Source organism: Pseudomonas sp. S30_BP2TU TE3576 (assembly GCF_050436025.1).
Lineage (GTDB): Bacteria > Pseudomonadota > Gammaproteobacteria > Pseudomonadales > Pseudomonadaceae > Aquipseudomonas.
Genome location: NZ_JBNDLK010000001.1, coordinates 4,432,559 through 4,453,187, shown reverse-complemented (window position 1 = coordinate 4,453,187; position 20,629 = coordinate 4,432,559). Strand labels below are relative to the sequence as shown.

Annotated in this window: 22 protein-coding genes; 13 read left to right on the top strand and 9 right to left on the bottom strand. The window is 58.2% G+C overall.

Annotation, left to right across the window (positions count from 1 at the left end):
- Positions 1-89: 89 nt before the first annotated feature.
- From groL to ABIA48_RS20340, 4 genes are all read right to left on the bottom strand, one after another.
- A complete protein-coding gene (groL, locus tag ABIA48_RS20355; protein ID WP_007985845.1) occupies positions 90-1,736 on the bottom strand; it encodes a chaperonin GroEL in 1,647 nt (548 codons plus the stop codon).
- Positions 1,737-1,785: 49 nt separating this feature from the next.
- Positions 1,786-2,079 carry a co-chaperone GroES gene (locus ABIA48_RS20350; protein ID WP_007985847.1) on the bottom strand — a complete coding sequence of 98 codons (294 nt, stop codon included), beginning with the start codon at positions 2,077-2,079 and terminating at the stop codon, positions 1,786-1,788.
- Positions 2,080-2,327: 248 nt separating this feature from the next.
- The gene (locus ABIA48_RS20345; protein WP_007985848.1) at positions 2,328-2,804 is read right to left on the bottom strand and encodes an FxsA family protein; all 477 of its coding nucleotides are present in this window, start codon (positions 2,802-2,804) and stop codon (positions 2,328-2,330) included.
- A 66-nt stretch (positions 2,805-2,870) separates the two neighbouring features.
- Positions 2,871-3,602, bottom strand: a complete 732-nt coding sequence (locus ABIA48_RS20340) for a HugZ family protein (protein ID WP_007985849.1) — start codon at positions 3,600-3,602, stop codon at positions 2,871-2,873.
- Positions 3,603-3,766: 164 nt separating this feature from the next.
- On the opposite strand from ABIA48_RS20340, the gene ABIA48_RS20335 reads away from it, so the two are divergent.
- Complete coding sequence (locus tag ABIA48_RS20335; RefSeq protein ID WP_429490890.1) at positions 3,767-4,525, top strand: SDR family oxidoreductase; 759 nt, start codon at positions 3,767-3,769, stop codon at positions 4,523-4,525.
- A gap of 127 nt (positions 4,526-4,652) precedes the next feature.
- Here ABIA48_RS20335 and apbC read toward each other — a convergent pair whose 3' ends face one another.
- On the bottom strand, positions 4,653-5,747 hold the full coding sequence (apbC, locus tag ABIA48_RS20330) for an iron-sulfur cluster carrier protein ApbC (protein WP_007985851.1): 1,095 nt from the start codon (positions 5,745-5,747) through the stop codon (positions 4,653-4,655).
- Positions 5,748-6,034: 287 nt separating this feature from the next.
- Between apbC and metG the strand changes: the two genes are divergently transcribed.
- The 8 genes from metG (at position 6,035) to ABIA48_RS20290 (ending at position 12,919) form a co-directional block, all read left to right on the top strand.
- The gene (gene metG / locus ABIA48_RS20325) at positions 6,035-8,086 is read left to right on the top strand and encodes a methionine--tRNA ligase (RefSeq protein ID WP_429490889.1); all 2,052 of its coding nucleotides are present in this window, start codon (positions 6,035-6,037) and stop codon (positions 8,084-8,086) included.
- Positions 8,087-8,228: 142 nt separating this feature from the next.
- Complete coding sequence (locus ABIA48_RS20320; RefSeq protein ID WP_429490887.1) at positions 8,229-8,798, top strand: electron transport complex protein RnfA; 570 nt, start codon at positions 8,229-8,231, stop codon at positions 8,796-8,798.
- Entirely contained in the window at positions 8,795-9,811 is a 1,017-nt protein-coding gene (gene rsxB, locus ABIA48_RS20315; RefSeq protein ID WP_429490885.1) for an electron transport complex subunit RsxB, read from the top strand. The genes ABIA48_RS20320 and rsxB overlap by 4 nt, the downstream gene beginning before the upstream one ends.
- On the top strand, positions 9,798-10,784 hold the full coding sequence (locus tag ABIA48_RS20310) for an RnfABCDGE type electron transport complex subunit D (protein ID WP_429490883.1): 987 nt from the start codon (positions 9,798-9,800) through the stop codon (positions 10,782-10,784). The genes rsxB and ABIA48_RS20310 overlap by 14 nt, the downstream gene beginning before the upstream one ends.
- Positions 10,781-11,392, top strand: coding sequence for an RnfABCDGE type electron transport complex subunit G (locus ABIA48_RS20305; RefSeq protein WP_429490881.1), 612 nt, complete (start codon positions 10,781-10,783; stop codon positions 11,390-11,392). Before ABIA48_RS20310 ends, ABIA48_RS20305 begins: the two co-directional genes overlap by 4 nt.
- A complete protein-coding gene (locus ABIA48_RS20300) occupies positions 11,385-11,969 on the top strand; it encodes an Rnf-Nqr domain containing protein (protein ID WP_429490880.1) in 585 nt (194 codons plus the stop codon). The genes ABIA48_RS20305 and ABIA48_RS20300 overlap by 8 nt, the downstream gene beginning before the upstream one ends.
- 25 nt (positions 11,970-11,994) lie before the next feature.
- On the top strand, positions 11,995-12,633 hold the full coding sequence (gene nth, locus ABIA48_RS20295; protein ID WP_204934840.1) for an endonuclease III: 639 nt from the start codon (positions 11,995-11,997) through the stop codon (positions 12,631-12,633).
- 106 nt (positions 12,634-12,739) lie between these two features.
- Positions 12,740-12,919 carry a PA3496 family putative envelope integrity protein gene (locus tag ABIA48_RS20290; protein WP_007972325.1) on the top strand — a complete coding sequence of 60 codons (180 nt, stop codon included), beginning with the start codon at positions 12,740-12,742 and terminating at the stop codon, positions 12,917-12,919.
- Between the two features lie 81 nt (positions 12,920-13,000).
- Here ABIA48_RS20290 and ABIA48_RS20285 read toward each other — a convergent pair whose 3' ends face one another.
- Positions 13,001-13,627, bottom strand: coding sequence for a response regulator transcription factor (locus ABIA48_RS20285; RefSeq protein WP_007985861.1), 627 nt, complete (start codon positions 13,625-13,627; stop codon positions 13,001-13,003).
- Between the two features lie 540 nt (positions 13,628-14,167).
- Here ABIA48_RS20285 and ABIA48_RS20280 point away from each other — a divergent pair.
- A complete protein-coding gene (locus ABIA48_RS20280) occupies positions 14,168-14,866 on the top strand; it encodes a hypothetical protein (protein ID WP_429490878.1) in 699 nt (232 codons plus the stop codon).
- A gap of 149 nt (positions 14,867-15,015) precedes the next feature.
- Here ABIA48_RS20280 and ABIA48_RS20275 read toward each other — a convergent pair whose 3' ends face one another.
- Together ABIA48_RS20275 and ABIA48_RS20270 are read right to left on the bottom strand one after the other, a co-directional pair.
- A complete protein-coding gene (locus ABIA48_RS20275) occupies positions 15,016-16,233 on the bottom strand; it encodes an argininosuccinate synthase (protein ID WP_007985864.1) in 1,218 nt (405 codons plus the stop codon).
- 129 nt (positions 16,234-16,362) lie between these two features.
- Complete coding sequence (locus tag ABIA48_RS20270; RefSeq protein ID WP_429490875.1) at positions 16,363-17,268, bottom strand: flagellar protein MotY; 906 nt, start codon at positions 17,266-17,268, stop codon at positions 16,363-16,365.
- Between the two features lie 159 nt (positions 17,269-17,427).
- Here ABIA48_RS20270 and pyrC point away from each other — a divergent pair, with 159 nt between their 5' ends.
- The gene (pyrC, locus tag ABIA48_RS20265; protein WP_429490873.1) at positions 17,428-18,474 is read left to right on the top strand and encodes a dihydroorotase; all 1,047 of its coding nucleotides are present in this window, start codon (positions 17,428-17,430) and stop codon (positions 18,472-18,474) included.
- Positions 18,471-19,148: a ribonuclease T gene (gene rnt, locus ABIA48_RS20260; protein ID WP_429490871.1), complete on the top strand. Its 678-nt coding sequence runs from the start codon at positions 18,471-18,473 to the stop codon at positions 19,146-19,148. The genes pyrC and rnt overlap by 4 nt, the downstream gene beginning before the upstream one ends.
- 186 nt (positions 19,149-19,334) lie before the next feature.
- Here rnt and ABIA48_RS20255 read toward each other — a convergent pair whose 3' ends face one another.
- A complete protein-coding gene (locus ABIA48_RS20255; RefSeq protein ID WP_007985868.1) occupies positions 19,335-19,937 on the bottom strand; it encodes a peroxiredoxin in 603 nt (200 codons plus the stop codon).
- Between the two features lie 311 nt (positions 19,938-20,248).
- On the opposite strand from ABIA48_RS20255, the gene ABIA48_RS20250 reads away from it, so the two are divergent.
- Positions 20,249-20,467 carry a bacterioferritin-associated ferredoxin gene (locus ABIA48_RS20250; protein ID WP_007985869.1) on the top strand — a complete coding sequence of 73 codons (219 nt, stop codon included), beginning with the start codon at positions 20,249-20,251 and terminating at the stop codon, positions 20,465-20,467.
- Positions 20,468-20,629 lie beyond the last annotated feature (162 nt).

Below are 20,629 nucleotides of genomic sequence, written 5' to 3'. Positions count from 1 at the left end.
ATGGATCGATGTGAACATTGAAGTCCGGGCAATAAAAAACCCCGCCGGCTTTCGCAGGCGGGGTTTTTTCGTACAGGGGTAAGGCTGGCTTACATCATGCCGCCCATGCCGCCCATACCGCCCATGTCTGGCATACCGCCGCCAGCACCGCCGTCTTTCTTCGGTGCATCAGCAACAGCGGCTTCGGTGGTCAGGATCAGACCGCCGATCGACGATGCAGCTTGCAGCGCGGAACGGGTGACCTTGGTCGGATCCAGGATACCCATTTCGATCATGTCGCCGTATTCGCCAGTCGCAGCGTTGTAACCGAAGTTACCTTTACCGTTCTTGACTTCGTTGACCACAACGCTTGGCTCGTCACCGCTGTTGGCAGCGATCTGACGCAGCGGTGCTTCAACGGCACGGCGCAGAACAGCGATACCTACGTCCTGATCAGCGTTGTCGCCTTTCAGATCGTTCAGGGTTTGCAGAGCGCGGATCAGCGCAACGCCACCGCCAGGTACCACGCCTTCTTCAACGGCTGCACGGGTAGCGTGCAGGGCGTCTTCAACGCGGGCTTTCTTCTCTTTCATTTCAACTTCGGAACCAGCGCCAACCTTGATCACTGCAACGCCGCCGGACAGCTTGGCCAGACGCTCTTGCAGTTTTTCACGGTCGTAGTCCGAGGAAGTTTCGGCAACCTGAGCACGGATCTGAGTGATGCGTGCTTCGATGTCGCCGTGTACGCCAGCACCGTCAACGATGATGGTGTTTTCCTTGGACAGGGTCACGCGCTTGGCGCTGCCCAGGTTTTCCAGGGTTGCGCTTTCCAGGCTCAGGCCGATCTCTTCGGAGATAACGGTACCGCCGGTCAGAACGGCGATGTCCTGCAGCATGGCCTTGCGACGGTCGCCGAAGCCTGGAGCCTTGACGGCTGCGACTTTGACGATGCCACGCATGTTGTTCACAACCAGAGTCGCCAGGGCTTCGCCTTCAACGTCTTCGGCCACGATCAGCAGTGGACGGCCGGCTTTGGCAACAGCTTCCAGCACTGGCAGCATTTCGCGGATGTTCGAGATCTTTTTGTCGACCAGCAGGATCAGCGGGCCGTCCAGCTCAGCGACCATGGTCTCTGGCTTGTTGACGAAGTACGGGGACAGGTAACCACGGTCGAACTGCATGCCTTCAACAACCGACAGTTCGTTTTCCAGGCCCGAGCCTTCTTCAACGGTGATCACGCCTTCTTTACCGACTTTTTCCATGGCTTCGGCAATGATGTCGCCGATGGAGTTGTCGGAGTTGGCCGAGATGGTACCAACCTGAGCGATGGCCTTGGTGTCAGCGCATGGCTTGGACAGGTTTTTCAGCTCTTTGACGATGGCGATGGTCGCCTTGTCGATGCCGCGCTTGAGGTCCATCGGGTTCATGCCGGCAGCGACGGCTTTCAGGCCTTCGTTGACGATCGACTGAGCCAGAACGGTAGCGGTGGTAGTACCGTCACCAGCGTCATCGTTGGCACGGGAGGCAACGTCTTTGACCAGCTGCGCGCCCATGTTTTCGAAACGGTCTTCCAGTTCGATTTCTTTGGCGACGGAAACGCCGTCCTTGGTGATGGTCGGAGCGCCGAAGCTCTTCTCGATGATCACGTTACGGCCTTTCGGGCCCAGGGTCGCTTTTACCGCGTCAGCCAGGACGTTGACGCCTTTGAGCATTTTCTTGCGGGCGGAATCGCCAAACAGAACTTCTTTAGCAGCCATGATCGATATTCCTTAAATACTTTGTAGTAGCGGAAAATGAACGGGGGTATCAGCCTTCGATAACAGCGAGGATTTCGTTCTCGCTCATTACCAGCAGGTCTTCGCCGTCGACTTTCACAGTGTTGCTGCCGGAGTAAGGACCGAACACAACCTTGTCGCCCACTTTTACGGACAGTGCACGCACTTCACCGTTTTCCAGTACGCGGCCGGTGCCTACAGCGAGGATTTCGCCGCTGTTGGCTTTTTCAGCAGCCGAACCTGGCAGGACGATACCGCCAGCGGTTTTCTTTTCTTCTTCGCTGCGACGGATGACGACGCGGTCATGCAGAGGACGAAGCTTCATTGTCGATCTCTCCTAATTGTGGTTTTCATCGGCCGGTGTAGTCCCGGCGGGTTTAACAAAGTCCGGCGGCGCCGGTTGCGGCTCGTCAAGCGAACCGCGGAAGTCTGTCTGGCGTGTTCGCCAGAAACCTTGCGGTGACCGTTACATAAGGGCGCATAAGCTGATTACAAGGGCGGCGATGAAAAAATTTTCAGGTCGATGCCCCGCAAACGAACACGGCACCCGAAGGTGCCGTGTGGATGTGCGTTTTACTTGGTATCGCGATGTTCGAACTCGCCTTCGATCACGGTCGGTTCACGACCCAGTGGCTCGCGCGGGGCAGGACCGCCGCGTGCTTGCAGGTCGTCGGCGAACGCTCGCTGACGCATGGCCTGCTCTTCGGCACGCTGGCGCATTTTACCCGCCAGCAGACGGCGACTGAACGGCAGCAGCATGAACAGGCCGACCACATCGCTGATGAAACCCGGAAGAATCAACAGGCCACCGGCCAATGCCAGCATCAGGCCTTCGAGCATGGTCTGGGCCGGCAATTCACCGCGGCTCAGGCTTTCACGGGCACGCAGGGCCGTGGCCAGGCCGGCGATGCGCAGCACGAACACGCCGAACATCGAGCCGAGAATGATCAGCAGCAGGGCCGGGAAAAACCCGATAGACCCTGCCACCTTGACGAATACGAACAGCTCCAACACCGGGAACAGCAGAAAGAGCAACAAAAAAGGGCGCATCAAATGGTTCCTCAACGCAAGAATGCCTTGCCAGTTCACCTTAGATGACGTCGCCGTTTCGTGAATTCAAGCGTCGGCCACTTCATTTTTCGGCCAATGATCGGCGTGGGCCAGAGAAACCAAGGCTTCCCGGACTTGTGTCGGCGTATTACAAGGCGCTTGAAACGGCAACCAATACAGGCTTTGACCGATCCGCAGGTGCATGCCTTCGGCATCGATACCGGCCATTTGCGCCGGCACGTTTTTCGGCAGCCCGGCCAAATCGACGTAATGGGCGATGGCCTTGGCGTGATCGGCGTTCATGTGCTCGACCATGCTCACCTCAGCCTTGCCGGCGAACGGGTTGGCCAGAGTCAGGTCGTTGACCCAGTGAATCGCCCCAAAACCGCCGATGTAACGGTGACGTACTGGCTTGAGCACCCAGAAATCGAAATCGTGGGCCTTGTGATAACCCTGCGACTCCGGGAAGTAGCGGTAATAACGCTCGGAGGCGGCTTCGATGGCGGCCTCGTCTTCGAGCTGCTGCGCTTGCGCCAGGTAAGTCAGCCGACCAACGGCTTGAACATCTTCGGCGCCACGCTCGCCGACAAAAAGCGAGCACTTCGGATCTTTTTGCAGATTATGAGTGTGCTGGGCGATGCGGCTGATCAGGATCAGCGGCCGGCCCAGCTCGTCCAGACAGTAAGGAACCACGGAGCCGAACGGAAAACCGGGCATCGATTTGGAGTGCGTCGAGAGCACCCCACGGTATTCCTTGAGAAGCAATTCTCGTGCATGCTTAGCCGCTTCAACGCTCAATTTATGACTCCTTAAATAGAATCCGTCATAAAAACGGACGAGCTGCTGGTGAAAGTTCCAGCACGCCATCGGGGCAGTTCTCATGTGCAGCCGGACCACGTCAGGCGCAGATCGAGAGGCTCTCTACAAGGAAACCACTCAGACCTGCTGCCGGGGGCATGCGAATGCAACTCACTGACAAAGTAATCATTATCACTGGCGGTTGCCAGGGTTTAGGCCGTTCCATGGCTGAGTATCTCGCCAGCAAGGGCGCGAAACTGGCGCTGGTGGACCTGAACCAGGAAAAACTCGACGCCGCCGTAGCGGCGTGCAAGGCCAACGGCGTAGAAGCCCGTGCCTACCTGTGCAACGTGGCCAACGAAGAGCAAGTGACCCACATGGTTGCCCGGGTCGCTGAAGACTTCGGCGCGATCCATGGATTGATCAACAATGCCGGGATTCTGCGCGACGGCCTGCTGCTCAAGGTCAAGGATGGCGAAATGACCAAGATGAGCCTGGCCCAGTGGCAGGCAGTCATCGACGTCAACCTGACCGGCGTGTTCCTGTGTACCCGTGAAGTCGCGGCGAAAATGGTCGAGTTGAAAAACACCGGCGCGATCATCAATATCTCCTCGATTTCCCGCGCCGGCAACGTCGGTCAGACCAACTACTCCGCCGCCAAGGCCGGTGTCGCGGCGGCGACCGTGACCTGGGCCAAGGAACTGGCGCGCTACGGCATTCGTGTCGCCGGCATTGCACCGGGCTTCATCGAAACCGAAATGACCCTGGGCATGAAGCCTGAAGCGCTGGAGAAGATGACCTCCGGGATCCCGCTCAAGCGCATGGGCAAGCCGGAGGAGATCGCCCATTCGGCGGCTTACATCTTCGAGAACGACTACTACACCGGCCGGATTCTGGAAATGGATGGCGGGTTGCGCCTCTAAGGTCCGACACAAAACAACTGTGGGAGCGGGCTTGCTCGCGAATGCGATAGATCAGTCAACCATCTGTTGAATGACACACCGCATTCGCGAGCAAGCCCGCTCCCACAGGGGATTGCATTTCAGAACATCAATCGTCGCTGATGCTGATGTTCGGCATCGCCGGCGTCAAAGCTTCCTGCAACACAATCCGCGCACCGACATGGCGGGCCAGTTCCTGGTAGACCATGGCGATCTGGCTGTCAGGCTCGGCGATCACCGTTGGCTTGCCGCCATCGGCCTGTTCGCGGATGACCATCGACAGCGGCAACGAGGCCAGCAACTCGACGCCATACTGGTTGGCCAGTTTCACGCCACCGCCCTCACCGAACAGATGCTCGGCATGCCCGCAGTTGGAGCAGATGTGCACGGCCATGTTCTCCACCACGCCCAGCACCGGAATGTTGACCTTGCGGAACATTTCCACGCCCTTGCGCGCGTCCAGCAATGCCAGGTCCTGCGGGGTGGTCACGATGACTGCACCGGCCACCGGCACTTTCTGCGCCAGGGTCAGCTGGATGTCACCGGTGCCTGGCGGCATGTCGATGACCAGGTAGTCCAGGTCGCCCCACGCGGTTTGGGTCACCAGCTGCAGCAAGGCGCCGGAGACCATCGGACCACGCCAGACCATCGGCGTGTTGTCATCAGTGAGGAACGCCATGGACATCACTTCGACACCATGGGACTTGAGCGGCACGAACCATTTCTGATCCTTGACCTCGGGACGGGTGCGCTCCGGGATGCCGAACATGATGCCCTGGCTCGGGCCATAGATATCCGCATCAAGAATCCCGACCTTGGCGCCTTCGCGGGCCAGGGCCAGGGCCAGGTTGGCCGCCGTGGTGGATTTGCCCACGCCGCCCTTGCCGGACGCCACGGCCACCACGTTCTTGACGTTGGCCAGCCCCGGAATCTGCGCCTGGGCCTTGTGCGCGGCGATCACACTGGTGATCTCGACTCGGGCACTGGCCACGCCATCCAGACCTTGAATGGCCATTTCCAGCATCTGCGCCCAGCCACTCTTGAACAGACCGGCGGCATAACCCAGTTCAAGCTGAACGCTGACGCGGTCACCCTGGATGTCGATGTTGCGCACGCACCCGGCGCTGACCGGGTCCTGGTTCAGGTAAGGGTCGGTGTATTGGCGAAGGACGGCTTCCACCGCTGCGCGATTGACGGCGCTCATGGGCAACTCCGAAAACAGGACTGGAAAAGATAGCGGGTATCGTACCTGTTCCACGCCCAAGTCGGCATGCTTACAGATCATTTGTTGCTGTGGCGAGGGGGCTTGCCCCCGTTCGGCTGCGTAGCAGTCGTAAAACCGGAGAATGCGGTGAGTCTGATGCACCACATTCGCCGGTTTAGGGGCCGCTCCGCAGCCCAACGGGGGCAAGCCCCCTCGCCACAGGGGTGAAAAATATGCGCCAGCGCTTTATAGTGGCCGACCTCCGTTTCATCAAGTAGCCGAGCCCCATGTCCGAGCCACGCAAGATCCTCGTCACCAGCGCCCTGCCCTATGCCAATGGTTCGATTCACCTCGGCCATATGCTGGAATATATCCAGACCGATATGTGGGTGCGCTTCCAGAAGCACCGCGGCAATCAATGCATCTATGTCTGCGCTGACGACGCCCACGGTTCGGCGATCATGCTGCGCGCGGAAAAAGAAGGCATCACCCCGGAACAACTGATCGCCAACGTCCAGGCTGAACACAGCGCCGACTTTGCCGAGTTCCTGGTGGACTTCGACAACTTCCACTCCACTCACGCCGAAGAAAACCGTGAGCTGTCGAGCCAGATCTACCTGAAGCTGCGTGACGCCGGGCACATCGCCACGCGCTCGATCACCCAGTATTTCGACCCGGAAAAGAAAATGTTCCTGGCCGACCGCTTCATCAAGGGCACCTGCCCGAAATGCGGCACCGAAGACCAGTACGGCGACAACTGCGAAAAATGCGGCGCGACCTACGCGCCAACCGACCTGAAAGATCCGAAGTCGGCGATCTCCGGTGCCACTCCGGTGCTCAAGGATTCCCAGCACTTCTTCTTCAAGCTGCCGGACTTCCAGGCAATGCTGCAAACCTGGACCCGCAGCGGCACCCTGCAGGACGCCGTCGCCAACAAGATTGCCGAATGGCTGGACGCCGGCCTGCAACAGTGGGACATCTCCCGCGATGCGCCGTACTTCGGTTTCGAAATTCCCGACGAGCCGGGCAAGTACTTCTACGTGTGGCTGGATGCGCCGATCGGCTACATGGCGAGCTTCAAGAACCTGTGTAACCGCACGCCGGAGCTGGACTTCGATGCGTTCTGGGGCAAGGACTCCACCGCTGAGCTGTACCACTTCATCGGCAAGGACATCGTCAATTTCCACGCCCTGTTCTGGCCAGCCATGCTCGAAGGCGCCGGCTACCGCAAGCCGACCGGGATCAACGTGCACGGCTACCTGACCGTCAACGGCCAGAAAATGTCCAAGTCCCGCGGCACGTTCATCAAGGCCCGCACTTACCTGGATCACCTGTCGCCGGAATACCTGCGCTACTACTACGCGGCCAAGTTGAGCCGTGGTGTCGACGATCTGGACCTGAACCTCGAAGACTTCGTGCAGAAGGTCAACTCCGACCTGGTGGGCAAAGTCGTCAATATCGCCAGCCGTTGCGCCGGCTTCATCCACAAAGGCAATGCCGGCGTGATGGTGGACGTCAACGCCGCGCCCGAGCTGACCGAAGCCTTCCTGGCCGCCGCGCCAGGCATCGCCGACGCCTATGAAGCCCGCGACTTCGCCCGCGCCATGCGCGAGATCATGGGCCTGGCCGACCGCGCCAACGCCTGGATCGCCGACAAGGCTCCGTGGTCGTTGAACAAACAGGAAGGCAAGCAGGATGAAGTCCAGGCCATCTGCGCCACCGGCGTCAACCTGTTCCGCCAGTTGGTGATCTTCCTCAAACCCGTCCTGCCATTGCTGGCTGCTGACGCCGAGGCGTTCCTGAACGTCGCGCCGCTGACCTGGAACGACCACGCGACCTTGCTCGCCAACCACCAGTTGAACGAGTTCAAGCCGCTGATGACCCGTATCGACCCGGTCAAAGTGCAAGCCATGACCGACGCTTCGAAAGAAGACCTGACCGCCAGCCAGACCGACACTGGCGAAACCGTACCTGCCGGCAACGGTGAACTGGCCAAGGATCCGCTGTCGCCGGAAATCGAGTTCGACACCTTTGCGGCGGTCGATTTGCGCGTCGCGCTGATCGTCAAGGCCGAACACGTGGAAGGCGCCGACAAGCTGTTGCGCCTGACCCTGGACATCGGTGACGAGCAACGCAACGTGTTCTCGGGAATCAAGAGCGCCTACCCGGATCCGTCCAAGCTCAATGGCCGCCTGACCATGATGATCGCCAACCTCAAGCCACGGAAAATGAAGTTCGGCGTCTCCGAAGGCATGGTGATGGCCGCCGGCCCTGGCGGAACAGAAATCTACTTGCTCAGCCCTGACAGCGGCGCCAAGCCGGGTCAGCGCATCAAGTAAGGCCTGCGGCAAATCGATCCCATAGTCGTGCCTGGTGCGGCTGTGGGATTTTCATGTCTGGCCCCCCCTCCCGCCTTGCCGGATAATGCCTACTCTTTTTAGACAACTGCACTAAAAAGCCCTGTACTTGCCGGCACGATCAATGACCGAAATCCTGCTTACGCTTATCAGCGCCGCCCTGATCAACAACCTCGTGTTGCACTGTCCGTTGGCCGTCGATCCGCTGTTGGCTGGCCAGCGCCGTCAGGTCCATGCCCTGGGCATTGCGACGACATGCCTGATGCTGCTCGTGGGCATGCTTGGCTATGCGCTCTACCACTGGCTGCTGGTACCGCTGCAATTGACGGCGCTGCGCCTGTTTGTGTTTCTGCCATTGAGCGTGCTGCTGATCGACCCGTTGCTGAAGCTACTGGCGCGGATATTTTCGACACTGTCGTTCGAAGGCCTCTGGCCATTGCTGCTGGGCAATGCAGGCGTGCTCGGCGTGACCTTGCTCAACACTCAGGATGACAAGGGCTTCTTTCACGCCACAGCCTTGAGCCTCGGTGCAGGGCTGGGCTTCTGGCTGGTGTTGAGCCTGTTCACTGATTTGCGTGAACGCACGGCCGACAGCGATGTTCCCCTGCCCTTTCGCGGCTTGCCGATCGACCTGATCGGTGCCGGTCTGATCGCAGTGGCCTTTCTCGGATTCAGCGGACTGATCAAAACATGAGTCTGATTCAACTCATCGACGCACTCTTGCCGCAAACCCAATGCGGCAAGTGCGGCCACCCCGGGTGCAAGCCATACGCCGAGGGCATCGCCAACGGCGAGCCAATCAACAAGTGCCCGCCCGGCGGCAACGAAACCATCGCCGCCCTGGCTGAGTTGCTGAAGGTGCCGGTGCTGGAGCCGGACATCACTCGCGGCTCGGCACCTGCACAGATCGCCTATATCCGCGAAGCCGAGTGTATTGGTTGCACCAAGTGCATTCAGGCCTGTCCGGTCGATGCCATCGTCGGCGCAGCCAAACTGATGCACACGGTGATCATTGATGAGTGCACCGGTTGTGATCTCTGCGTGGCACCGTGCCCGGTGGACTGCATCGAAATGCGCCCGCTGCCACCGGACACGGTACTGCCCGTTGTCGGCGACCTGGCCCTCACACCACAGGCGCGGCAGGCCCGCACCCTCAAGCGCGACCACGCACGGCGCCGTTTCGAGCAGCGCAATGCCCGCTTGCAGCGCGAGGAGCAACAGAAAATCGCCGAGCGTCAGGCCCGACAGCGTGCCGCACAGCCTGCTGCTGCGGCGGCCGCCGACCCGGTGCAGGCCGCCCTTGAGCGCGTCCGCGCCCAGAAAGCCGCCAATGCCGATGCCGCGCTGAAAAAGGCCAAAATCGATGTGGCGATGAGTCGCGCGCAACTGCACAAATCGCTGAAAGCCTTCGGGCATCCGCCGACCTTCGAACAGCAATCGCAGTTGATCGTCCTGCAACAACAGTTTGAAGCCGCCGAACAAAATCTGGCGCAAATGGAAAGCGCTGCCCCACCCGCTCCCGCACCGACGGTCGCAGCCGTGTCGTCAAATGATGCCGATCTGAAACGGGCCAAGATCCAGTTGGCCATGCGCCGCGCCGAACTCAAGAAGGCTCAGGCCAACGAAGCACCGGCGGAACACATCGAAGCCCTGGAGCGCGCACTCGGCGAAGCCGAACGCCAGGTGAACGCCCATGCCAGCCCTTGAAACAGTTGATGAGCGCCTACAGCAGGCGATGAAGCTGGTGCTGCTGGCCACGCTGCCGGGAGTGCTTGCCGCGTTCTGGCTGTACGGCTGGGGCGTGTTGATCAATCTGGCTCTGGCAGCCACTGCGGCCCTGGTCATTGAGGCCAGCGTCGTGCAATGGCGCAAGCGACCGTTGAGGCCGACCTTGAGTGACGGTAGCGCATTGGTCAGTGCCACATTGCTGGCTCTGGCGCTGCCGCCTTACTGCCCATGGTGGCTGACCCTCAGTGCAGCCGCTTTTGCGATGATTTTCGGCAAGCACCTGTATGGCGGCGTCGGTTCGAACCCCTTCAACCCGGCGATGCTCGGCTTTGCCTTGGTGCTGGTGACCTTTCCCCAACCCATGACCCATTGGCCATCGTCCCATGGCATGGACCTGCTCGGTGGCTTGCACCAAGTGTTCGGTGTCGGCAACACGCCGGATGCATGGGTACAGGCCACGGCGCTGGACAGTCTGCGGATCAACAAAAGCCTGACCATGGATGAACTGTTTGCCGGCAACCCGGCATTCGGCCACTTCGGCGGCCGGGGGATGGAATGGGTGAACCTGGCGTTTCTGGCGGGCGGAATGTTTCTCCTGCAACGAAGGGTGATCAGCTGGCATGCACCGGTCGGCATGCTGGCCAGCCTGTTCATCATCAGCCTGCTGTGCTGGAACGGGTCGGGCTCCGACTCCCATGGCTCGCCGTTGTTTCACCTGCTGACCGGCGCGACCATGTTGGGGGCGTTCTTCATCATCACCGAACCAGTGTCCGGCCCCAGAAGCCCTGGCGCGCGGCTGCTGTTCGGCGTCGGCGTCGGGCTCCTGACTTATCTGATTCGCACCTGGGGCGGGTATCCTGACGGCATCGCCTTTGCCGTGCTGTTGATGAACCTGTGCGTTCCGGCGCTGGAGCGATTCGTGGTGGCCAGACAACAGCCGGAGGCGCCATGAGCCGGACATCAAGTATCGCGCTTCTGGTGCTTTTGGCCGCACTTGGCCTTGGCATGACGTACTTCGTGCAGCTCGGCAGCGCGCCGCGCATTGCAGCCGAACAACGCCTGATCGACAGCCGTAACCTGCTAGACCTGATCGCGTCAGACAGCTACGACAATCAACCACTCGAACGCCCCATCACGATCGAATCAAACGCCCTGACCAACAGCACCTTGCTCGGTGGTTATCTGGCGACCCGGGCCGATCAACCCGTCGCAGTGTTGCTGCGCAGTCAAACCCTTGGCTACGCCGGTGCCATCGACCTGATGATCGCTATCGACGCCAATGGCCGGTTGCTGGGCGTCAAAACCCTCAAACAGTCGGAAACACCAGGACTGGGTGCACGGATCGCCGACTGGCCCAATGCCTGGCTTCAGGTTTTTTCCGGCAAGTCTCGAACAGAACCGGGCGACAGTGGCTGGGCGCTGAAAAAGGATCAGGGGCAGTTCGATCAGATTGCTGGCGCTACCATCACCTCAAGAGCGGTGATCAATGCCGTCCACGATGCCTTGCGCTACTTCGATGAACACCGGCAACAACTGCTGGGAAACCCTGCCCATGGATAATTCATCGACTCTGCGCAACGCCTTGATGCTGACGCCGCTGATCGGCGCCACCCACTCACTGGTGAGTGCCCTTGGCCTGTGCCTGATGTTCGTGGTGGTGACCCAGTTGTTCAGCCTGGTCATGGGCGCCCTGCGATCGCGACTGGTCCCGGCGACCCGCTTGCTGGCCAGCCTGCTGTTGGCAGCCACGCTCACCAGTTGCGCGGAATTCATGGCACAGGCCTGGTCGCTGCAATGGCAGCAGCATCTGGGGTTTTATGGCGCCTTGATCGCCCTGCAATGCGTCGTACTGGAGCACACCGGGTTCTTTCAGAACGGTTGGCGCCAACGCCTGCGACTCAATAGCCTGTTTGCCACACTGATGATTACGCTGGGCCTGCTGCGCGAACTCATCGGCAACGGGACACTCGCAAATCACCTATCGTGGCTGATCGGCGCAACGCAAACTGACTGGCAAGGCTGGGTGCTGATGGCTGATGGCGGCCTGCGCCTGACCACATTGGTCCCTGGCGGGTTCATTCTGCTCGGACTGCTGATCGCCGCCTGGCAAGCCTGGCACCCCACGCCCACACAATGATTGCCTTCGAGGAAACGCACTGCCCATGAATGCCGCAAAACGTCTGGAAATTTTCCGCAGACTGCACGAGGACAACCCGGAGCCCAAGACCGAGCTGGCCTATTCCTCACCGTTCGAATTGCTGATTGCGGTGATTCTCTCGGCGCAATCGACCGATGTCGGCGTCAACAAGGCCACAGCCAGGCTGTTCCCGGTCGCCAATACCCCGGCGGCGATCCATGCCTTGGGTGTGGAAGGATTGTCGGAGTACATCAAGACCATCGGCCTGTACAACAGCAAAGCGAAAAACGTGATCGAAACGTGCCGCTTGCTGGTCGAGCGTCACGCCGGTGAAGTGCCACAAACCCGCGAGGAGCTGGAAGCGCTGCCCGGCGTCGGCCGCAAAACCGCCAATGTGGTACTCAATACGGCATTCCGTCAGCTGACCATGGCCGTCGACACGCATATTTTCAGGGTCAGCAACCGGACCGGCATTGCCCCCGGCAAGAATGTGCTGGAAGTCGAGAAAAAGCTGATGAAGTTCGTGCCCAAGGAGTATCTGCTCGACTCCCATCACTGGCTGATCCTTCACGGCCGCTACGTTTGCCTGGCCCGCAAGCCCCGTTGCGGGAGCTGCCGGATCGAGGACTTGTGCGAATACAAGCACAAAACCTCCGACGATTGAGCCGCTATTGGATTTATTGAATTGTCGATTGAAAAAATCTTTTTTACCCGCCGGGAGATTATCGATATAAGGAGCGCCAAAGGCCTTCTTAGCCTGGAGCAATTAAATGAGTACTGGCAAAGAGCAATTGGACGTAGAAGACGACTTCACCACCGCCGAAACCGATGACGCTGAGCCGGTGGTTGAAGTAGCGAAAACTAATCTGAGCAAACGCCGCACCATCGACAACCTGCTGGAGGAGCGCCGACTGCAAAAGCAATTGGCCGATTACGATTTTGACTTATGACACCTGAAAGCCTCCCGAAACGGAGGCTTTTTACTAAGTGCCATACCCCGGTAGATGCCCCCTTGTCGAGCAGTTACGTCATCACACCAGACCATTGCGTTGTGCCAGCTCGATCAGATCGACCAGAGACCGCGCATTCAGCTTTAGCAACAGACGGGTCTTGTAAGTACTGACTGTTTTATTGCTGAGAAACATTCCATCGGCAATCTCTTTGTTGGTCTTACCTCTGGCCAACTGTTGCAGGACCATCATTTCCCGTCCCGACAATCGATCAACCATATCGGCCTCGCTGGCGTTCCCCAAACTGGAACGTACAGTATGCAAGGCTTGATTCGGAAAGTAACTGTAGCCTGACAACACGGCCTTTATTGCACTAAGCAACTCCGTCAGGTCTTGTTGCTTGCAAACATAACCGGCCGCACCGGATTGCATGCAACGCATGGAAAAATGCCCCGGCGCCTGGGAAGTCAATATCAGCACTTTCATTGGCATTGAGGTCGAAGACAAACGCGCGATGACTTCCAACCCGTCCAGCTTCGGAATCCCGATATCCAGAATAACAATATCCGGCATAAGTTCACGGGCCAGTTGCAGTGCATCCACACCATTATCGGTTTCTGCAACAACTTCGTAGCCATGACGCTCCATTAGCATACGTACCGCAAGACGAATGACGGGGTGATCATCCACGATCAGCACTTTATTCATGGGCAAGTCCAATTTTCGCTGTTCGAATTTTTAGAGCCCGCACAATAGCCTAGTCGTTTCACCCATGGCATGTCGGCCCTTCCAGCCACCCGCACCGAGAGACATTCCTTACAAACAACACGGATTCCTCCTACAAAAAACCCTCGAACGGAATGAGCTGAAAACGGTATCAGCGTCATGGTGTCGCATCTTCCAGCAGTCGCCGCTATCGATTTACGACCAAAATTTTCCGAGAGCCCGCCTGAACAGTCGTAACCCGATAAACATCAGCCTCTACTCCGTTAAAGCGTAACTGATATTTACGCACTCAACATTCACACCAGAAATATCACACACAAGGTATCCGACTACTCTTACAGCAAATAATATTTTTTGAGCAATCATTAAAACATCATCAACACTCAAAGCATCGAAGCCCCCCAACAAACAAATAAAAATACCTATAGAAACCAACAGACAATAAAATCACTACAATAATCACCACACCAAACCAGCCACATAAACCATTCGAGAAAAGATAATCCAGCATGAGTACAGAACATGATAAGAAAACGAATTACCAACCCAATGACAATTATCGCGATATTCGCCGCACTCTCTGAAACTTCGGCAGCCGTTTCCCTACCCTTCCTTGGTCAGGAGGAAAGAGAACTCTATGTCTGGTTTCTGATCAGCTTCCCGTTTTATTTACTTTTACTTTTTTTCGCGACACTCAACTTCAACTACAAATCACTTTATGCGCCTTCCGATTTTGAAAAGGGAAAGCACTTCATGAAGGTCATGGATGATGCAGGGCGGTCGGAAAAAAAAGCCTCCGGGAAGTCGTCTGAAAACCCCGCACTGGAAACGTCAACGAATGACTGGCAGTCAACCCGGACGCCCTGTGGCGCACAGGACCCGCCAACCGGGATTGGTCTGCAAACCAGCGTCTCCGTTCAGCACCGACTTCAGTTACCGGAACTTGTAAAAGACCTGTACATCATTGATGCACGCTGGATGAACAAGGAGATCGAATTTGGAGCGCTGCTGGAAAAAATCCAGAGGCCACGGGAAAAAACGGCGTACGTGATTCTGTTTGTCACTTGTGCCGTTTCGGAGACTTTACTGAAAGCCAGCGCGCTTAAACATTCAAGGCAGACCAGAAAGCGCAGTGCCGCCTTTCATGTAGCCTACAATCTGGACTCGCACAGGTTGTCGGTCATTGATCAGGCCGGACAACCGGCAAACAACAATGCGTAGTCCAGGACAGACCATTGGAAGGAGAAAAACAGGAAATCATCAGCGCAATCGAAATCACGCGACAACGCAGTAACTGGCGTCACACTCCGTTTTCAGGTGCCTGACCTCGTCGAGGACGAGGTCAGGCACCCATCACGATGTCAAAGGTCTCAGAACAGCTTCCGGCCTTTGTTCGCCGCAATGCGCATGCGCAGGGCGTTGAGCTTGATGAAGCCCGCTGCATCCGCCTGGTTGTACGCGCCACCATCTTCTTCGAAGGTAGCGATGTTGGCGTCGAACAGCGAGTCGTCGGACTTGCGGCCAGTGACGATCACATTGCCCTTGTACAGCTTCAGGCGCACAACGCCGTTCACGTTGACCTGGGACGCATCGATCATCTGTTGCAGCATCAGACGCTCAGGGCTCCACCAGTAGCCGGTGTAGATCAGGCTGGCGTACTTGGGCATCAGCTCGTCTTTGAGGTGAGCCACTTCGCGGTCCAGGGTGATCGATTCGATCGCACGGTGGGCACGCAGCATGATGGTGCCGCCTGGGGTTTCGTAGCAGCCACGGGACTTCATGCCCACGTAGCGGTTCTCGACGATGTCGAGACGGCCGATACCGTGTTCGCCACCGATACGGTTCAGGGTCGCCAGTACGGTGGCCGGAGTCATTTCGACGCCGTCCAGCGCGACGATGTCGCCGTTGCGGTAGGTCAGCTCCAGGTACTGCGGCTTGTCTGGAGCGTTTTCCGGGGAAACGGTCCAGCGCCACATGTCTTCTTCGTGCTCGGTCCAGGTGTCTTCCAGCACGCCGCCTTCATAGGAGATGTGCAGCAGGTTGGCATCCATGGAGTACGGGGATTTCTTCTTGCCGTGACGCTCGATCGGGATCGCGTGCTTATCGGCGTAATCCATCAGCTTTTCACGGGACAGCAGGTCCCATTCACGCCACGGAGCAATCACTTTCACACCTGGCTTCAATGCGTACGCACCGAGTTCGAAGCGAACCTGGTCGTTGCCTTTACCGGTGGCGCCATGGGAAATGGCGTCAGCGCCGGTTTCGTTGGCGATTTCGATCAGGCGCTTGGCGATCAACGGACGAGCGATGGAAGTACCCAGCAGGTACTCGCCTTCGTAAACGGTGTTGGCGCGGAACATCGGGAAAACGAAATCGCGCACGAACTCTTCGCGCAAGTCGTCGATGTAGATCTCTTTGACGCCCATGGCCTGAGCCTTGGCGCGTGCAGGTTCGACCTCTTCGCCCTGACCCAGGTCAGCGGTGAAGGTCACCACTTCACAGTTATAAGTATCCTGCAGCCACTTGAGGATCACCGAAGTGTCCAGGCCGCCGGAATACGCCAGAACGACCTTGTTTACGTCCGCCATGCCATCACTCCACGGGGTTCTACGGAAAGCCGTGAAGTCTACCGCTCATGCAGAACAATTTACAGTGGCGCGACAGCTTATGACGACGAAGCGACAGATTCTGTCGAGAGCGCGACGATGACCGAAGAGTCAGGAAGTTGCCGATACGGCTGCTTTTGTCGCTTGCGGGGCGACTTGTTCCGCCGGCGCTCCCCGCTCCAGGCGTACCGCTACACGACGGTTCTTCGCGCGGTTGACGTTGTTGGTATTAGGCGCCAACGGATAACGCTCGCCATGGAAACGCACGGTGATTTGCGATTCCTGGATGCCGTTGGCCTTGAAGAACTCCATCACTGCCAGCGCCCGGCGCCGCGACAGGTCGCGGTTGGTCAGGCGGTTGCCGCTGTTGTCGGAGTGACCGTCGAGCTCGATGTGATTGACCGTCGGATCCGCCTTCATGTACTCCAGCATCACCTGCAGCCTGGCCTTCGCCGCACTGTCGAGTTCGATTCCGCCGCCGGGGAAGCCGATTTCGGATTGCTTCACCTGCTCGAAGTTCTGCGGCAACAATTTGGCCACGCAACCCTGGTAATCGGCAAAGGCCTTGTTGAACCTGACCGGCAACAAGCGCACTTCCGAGACCCGGCCATCCCCCGAGGAATGGCGAACCACCGGGCTGCGACCGTCCATCAGACCGTTGATCAGGCGTCCGGCCTGAACCTGTGAACTGTTGAACAACACGTTGCCGCTGCCGACTCTCACCGTGCCCAGATTGATATCGTCACGCCCCGGTTGCCACGGTGCCGCAGCCGCCAGCAAGGTCGCCGAACCGCCGCCGATCATCGGGTTGTAGCTTTTCAGACGAAAAGTCGCCTGCTCGCCGGCACGACGCACGAACTCGCCCGAACCGAAGTCGGTAATCGGCTGCGTCAGACGGCATTCGAACTTGTCACCTTCGACCGTCCACTCAATGTTCTCCAGACGGGTCTGGAAAGTGAGCGCCATTGCCGGAAGGCTGGCAAACACACTGAGCAAGGCTAAATAACGCTGGCGCACGGGAGGCTCCACTGGCTTCTACAACAAAAAGACCGACACACACATGTTTACGGCATACCTGTTGGATATCGGAAGCTTCCTGCAAAACTTGATAGCGAGTGCCTGCAAGAGTCTTTTCCGGTAGCATTCCCTTGAGTTTGACCCGCCTGGAATCCCCTCATGTCCGACCGCCTGACCCTGCTGCGTCCCGACGACTGGCATATTCATCTTCGCGATGGTGCCGTGTTGACCAATACCGTCGCGGATGTCGCGCGCACCTTTGGCCGCGCCATCATCATGCCCAACCTGGTTCCACCGGTGCGCAATGCGGCCGAAGCCGACGGCTATCGCCAGCGGATTCTCGCTGCCCGCCCGGCCGGCAGCCCGTTCCAGCCGCTGATGGTTCTGTACCTGACCGACCGCACCCAGCCTGAAGAAATTCGCGAGGCCAAGGCCAGCGGATTCATTCACGCCGCCAAACTGTACCCGGCTGGCGCGACCACCAACTCGGATTCTGGCGTCACCAGCATCGACAAGATCTTCCCTGCACTCGAGGCCATGGCCGAAGTCGGGATGCCGTTGTTGGTTCACGGTGAAGTCACCCGTGGCGATGTCGACGTGTTCGACCGCGAAAAAATCTTCATCGATGAACACCTGCGCCGTGTGGTCGAGCGCTTCCCGTCCCTCAAAGTGGTTTTCGAACACATCACCACGGCGGACGCCGTGCAGTTCGTCAACTCGGCTCCGGCCAACGTAGGCGCGACCATCACTGCTCACCACCTGCTGTACAACCGCAACCACATGCTGGTGGGCGGGATTCGGCCGCACTTCTATTGCCTGCCGATCCTCAAACGCAATACGCACCAGGAAGCCCTGCTCGACGCCGCCACCAGCGGCAGCGAAAAATTCTTCCTCGGCACCGACTCGGCGCCCCACGCCCAGCACGCCAAGGAAGCGGCCTGCGGTTGCGCCGGTTGCTACACCGCTTATGCGGCCATCGAGATGTATGCCGAAGCCTTCGAACAGCGCAATGCGCTGGACAAGCTCGAAGCCTTCGCCAGCCTCAACGGCCCGCGGTTCTATGGTCTGCCGGCCAACACCGATCGCATCACCCTGGTCCGCGAAGAATGGACCGCCCCTGCCAGCCTGCCATTTGGCGAGCTGACCGTTATCCCGCTGCGCGCCGGTGAAAAACTGCGCTGGCGCCTGCTGGAGGAACACGCGTGAGTGAAGACCATTTCGACGACGAACTGGAAGGCAATGGCGGCGGAGGCGGCCCTCGTCATCCAATGGCTGCCAGGTTCCGTGGTTACCTGCCGGTTGTCGTCGACGTAGAAACCGGTGGCTTCAACTCGGCCACCGATGCCCTGCTGGAAATCGCCGCGACCACCATCGCCATGGATGAAAAAGGTTTTGTCTACCCGGATCACACCTACTTCTTCCGTGTCGAGCCGTTTGAAGGCGCGAACATCGAACCGGCCGCCCTGGAATTCACCGGGATCAAGCTCGATCACCCGCTGCGCATGGCCGTGAGTGAAGAGTCCGCCCTGAACGATATCTTCCGTGGCGTGCGCAAGGCTCTCAAGGCCAATGGCTGCAAACGGGCGATCCTGGTCGGGCATAACAGCAGCTTCGACCTGGGTTTCCTGAATGCGGCGGTTGCGCGCCTGGACATGAAGCGCAATCCGTTCCATCCGTTCTCCAGTTTCGATACCGCAACGCTCGCAGGCCTCGCGTACGGCCAGACCGTACTGGCCAAGGCTTGCCAGGCAGCGGACATCGACTTCGACGGTCGTGAGGCTCACTCGGCGCGCTATGACACCGAGAAGACGGCAGACCTGTTCTGCGGCATCGTCAATCGCTGGAAACAAATGGGCGGCTGGGAAGATTTCAACGACTGATGGCTTTCTGTAGGAGCGAGCCTGCTCGCGATGGTCGTGAACGATAACGCGGGCAGTCTGGTTCCCCGCGGTGTTCTTGAGTCCATCGCGAGCGGGCTCGCTCCTACAGGGATTTCAGTCACAGATTTATTTCCACCCATAAAAAACCGGCCTCGAAGGCCGGTTTTTTTATTCCTGGAACGTACCTTACAGAGCGGCAGCGTGCTCGGTCAGGTAAGCCGCAACGCCTTCTGGCGAAGCGTTCATGCCTTTGTCGCCTTTCTTCCAGTTGGCAGGGCAGACTTCGCCGTGCGCTTCGTGGAATTGCAGAGCGTCGACCAGACGGATCAGCTCTTCCATGTTACGACCCAGCGGCAGGTCGTTGATGATCTGCGAACGGACAACGCCTTTGTCGTCGATCAGGAACGCGCCACGGAAAGCCACGCCGTCAGCGGACTGAACGTCGTAGGCCTTCATGATGTCCTGCTTGATGTCGGCAGCCATGGTGTAGCGAACCTGGCCGATACCGCCATTGTTCACTGGAGTGTTGCGCCATGCGTTGTGGGTAAAGTGCGAGTCGATCGAAACAGCGATCACTTCAACGTTGCGTGCCTTGAATTCAGACATGCGGTTGTCCAGAGCGATCAGCTCGGACGGGCAAACGAAGGTGAAGTCCAGTGGGTAGAAGAACACCAGGCCATATTTACCTTTGATCGCCGAAGACAGGGTGAAGCTGTCAACGATCTCGCCATTGCCTAGTACGGCCGGTACGGTGAAGTCAGGGGCTTGTTTGCCTACGAGTACGCTCATTGGATATCTCCTGGTGTAATAGCGTGAGAAACAGGGTTCGCATCAGCCTGCCACCCTGAGGCGACAGCCCTGTGACACGATCCCCGGTCGCAAAAGACCGGCCATCATACACCGCGCGTTTGAGCTGTCTTAGCTGTTTTTTCCCGGGACGGCAAAATCGGCACTCGGCTTTCTTCACTGACTTTGTGCGCCAGACCGTTCGTCAGCCACACACCCTTATGACGAAAAGTGCTCCGAAAGCACTTTGACAATCATTCTCGTTAACATTAAGATCCATCGCAATTGAGTCACAATCAGCGACGGTCTTCCTTATGTATGTTTGCCTCTGCACTGGCGTCACCGACGGTCAAATCCGCGATGCGATCTATGAAGGATGCTGCAGCTACAAGGAAGTCCGTGTAGCCACCGGCGTTGCCAGTCAATGCGGTAAATGTGCCTGCCTCGCCAAGGAAGTAGTCCGTGAGACCCTGACAAAACTGCAAACAGCCCAGGCTGCGATTCCTTATCCAGCAGAATTTACAGCGGCTTAAATATCGAATTTCAAAAAACCGGACATATGTCCGGTTTTTTTATGTCTGAAAATCAACTAGTTATGCTCTAGACGCGGAACACAAACATTCTTATTCCGATTAATTTTCATTTAAGTTTCAATAACTTAGGTTTGACACCCTTAAATACCCGGCTCAAACTCT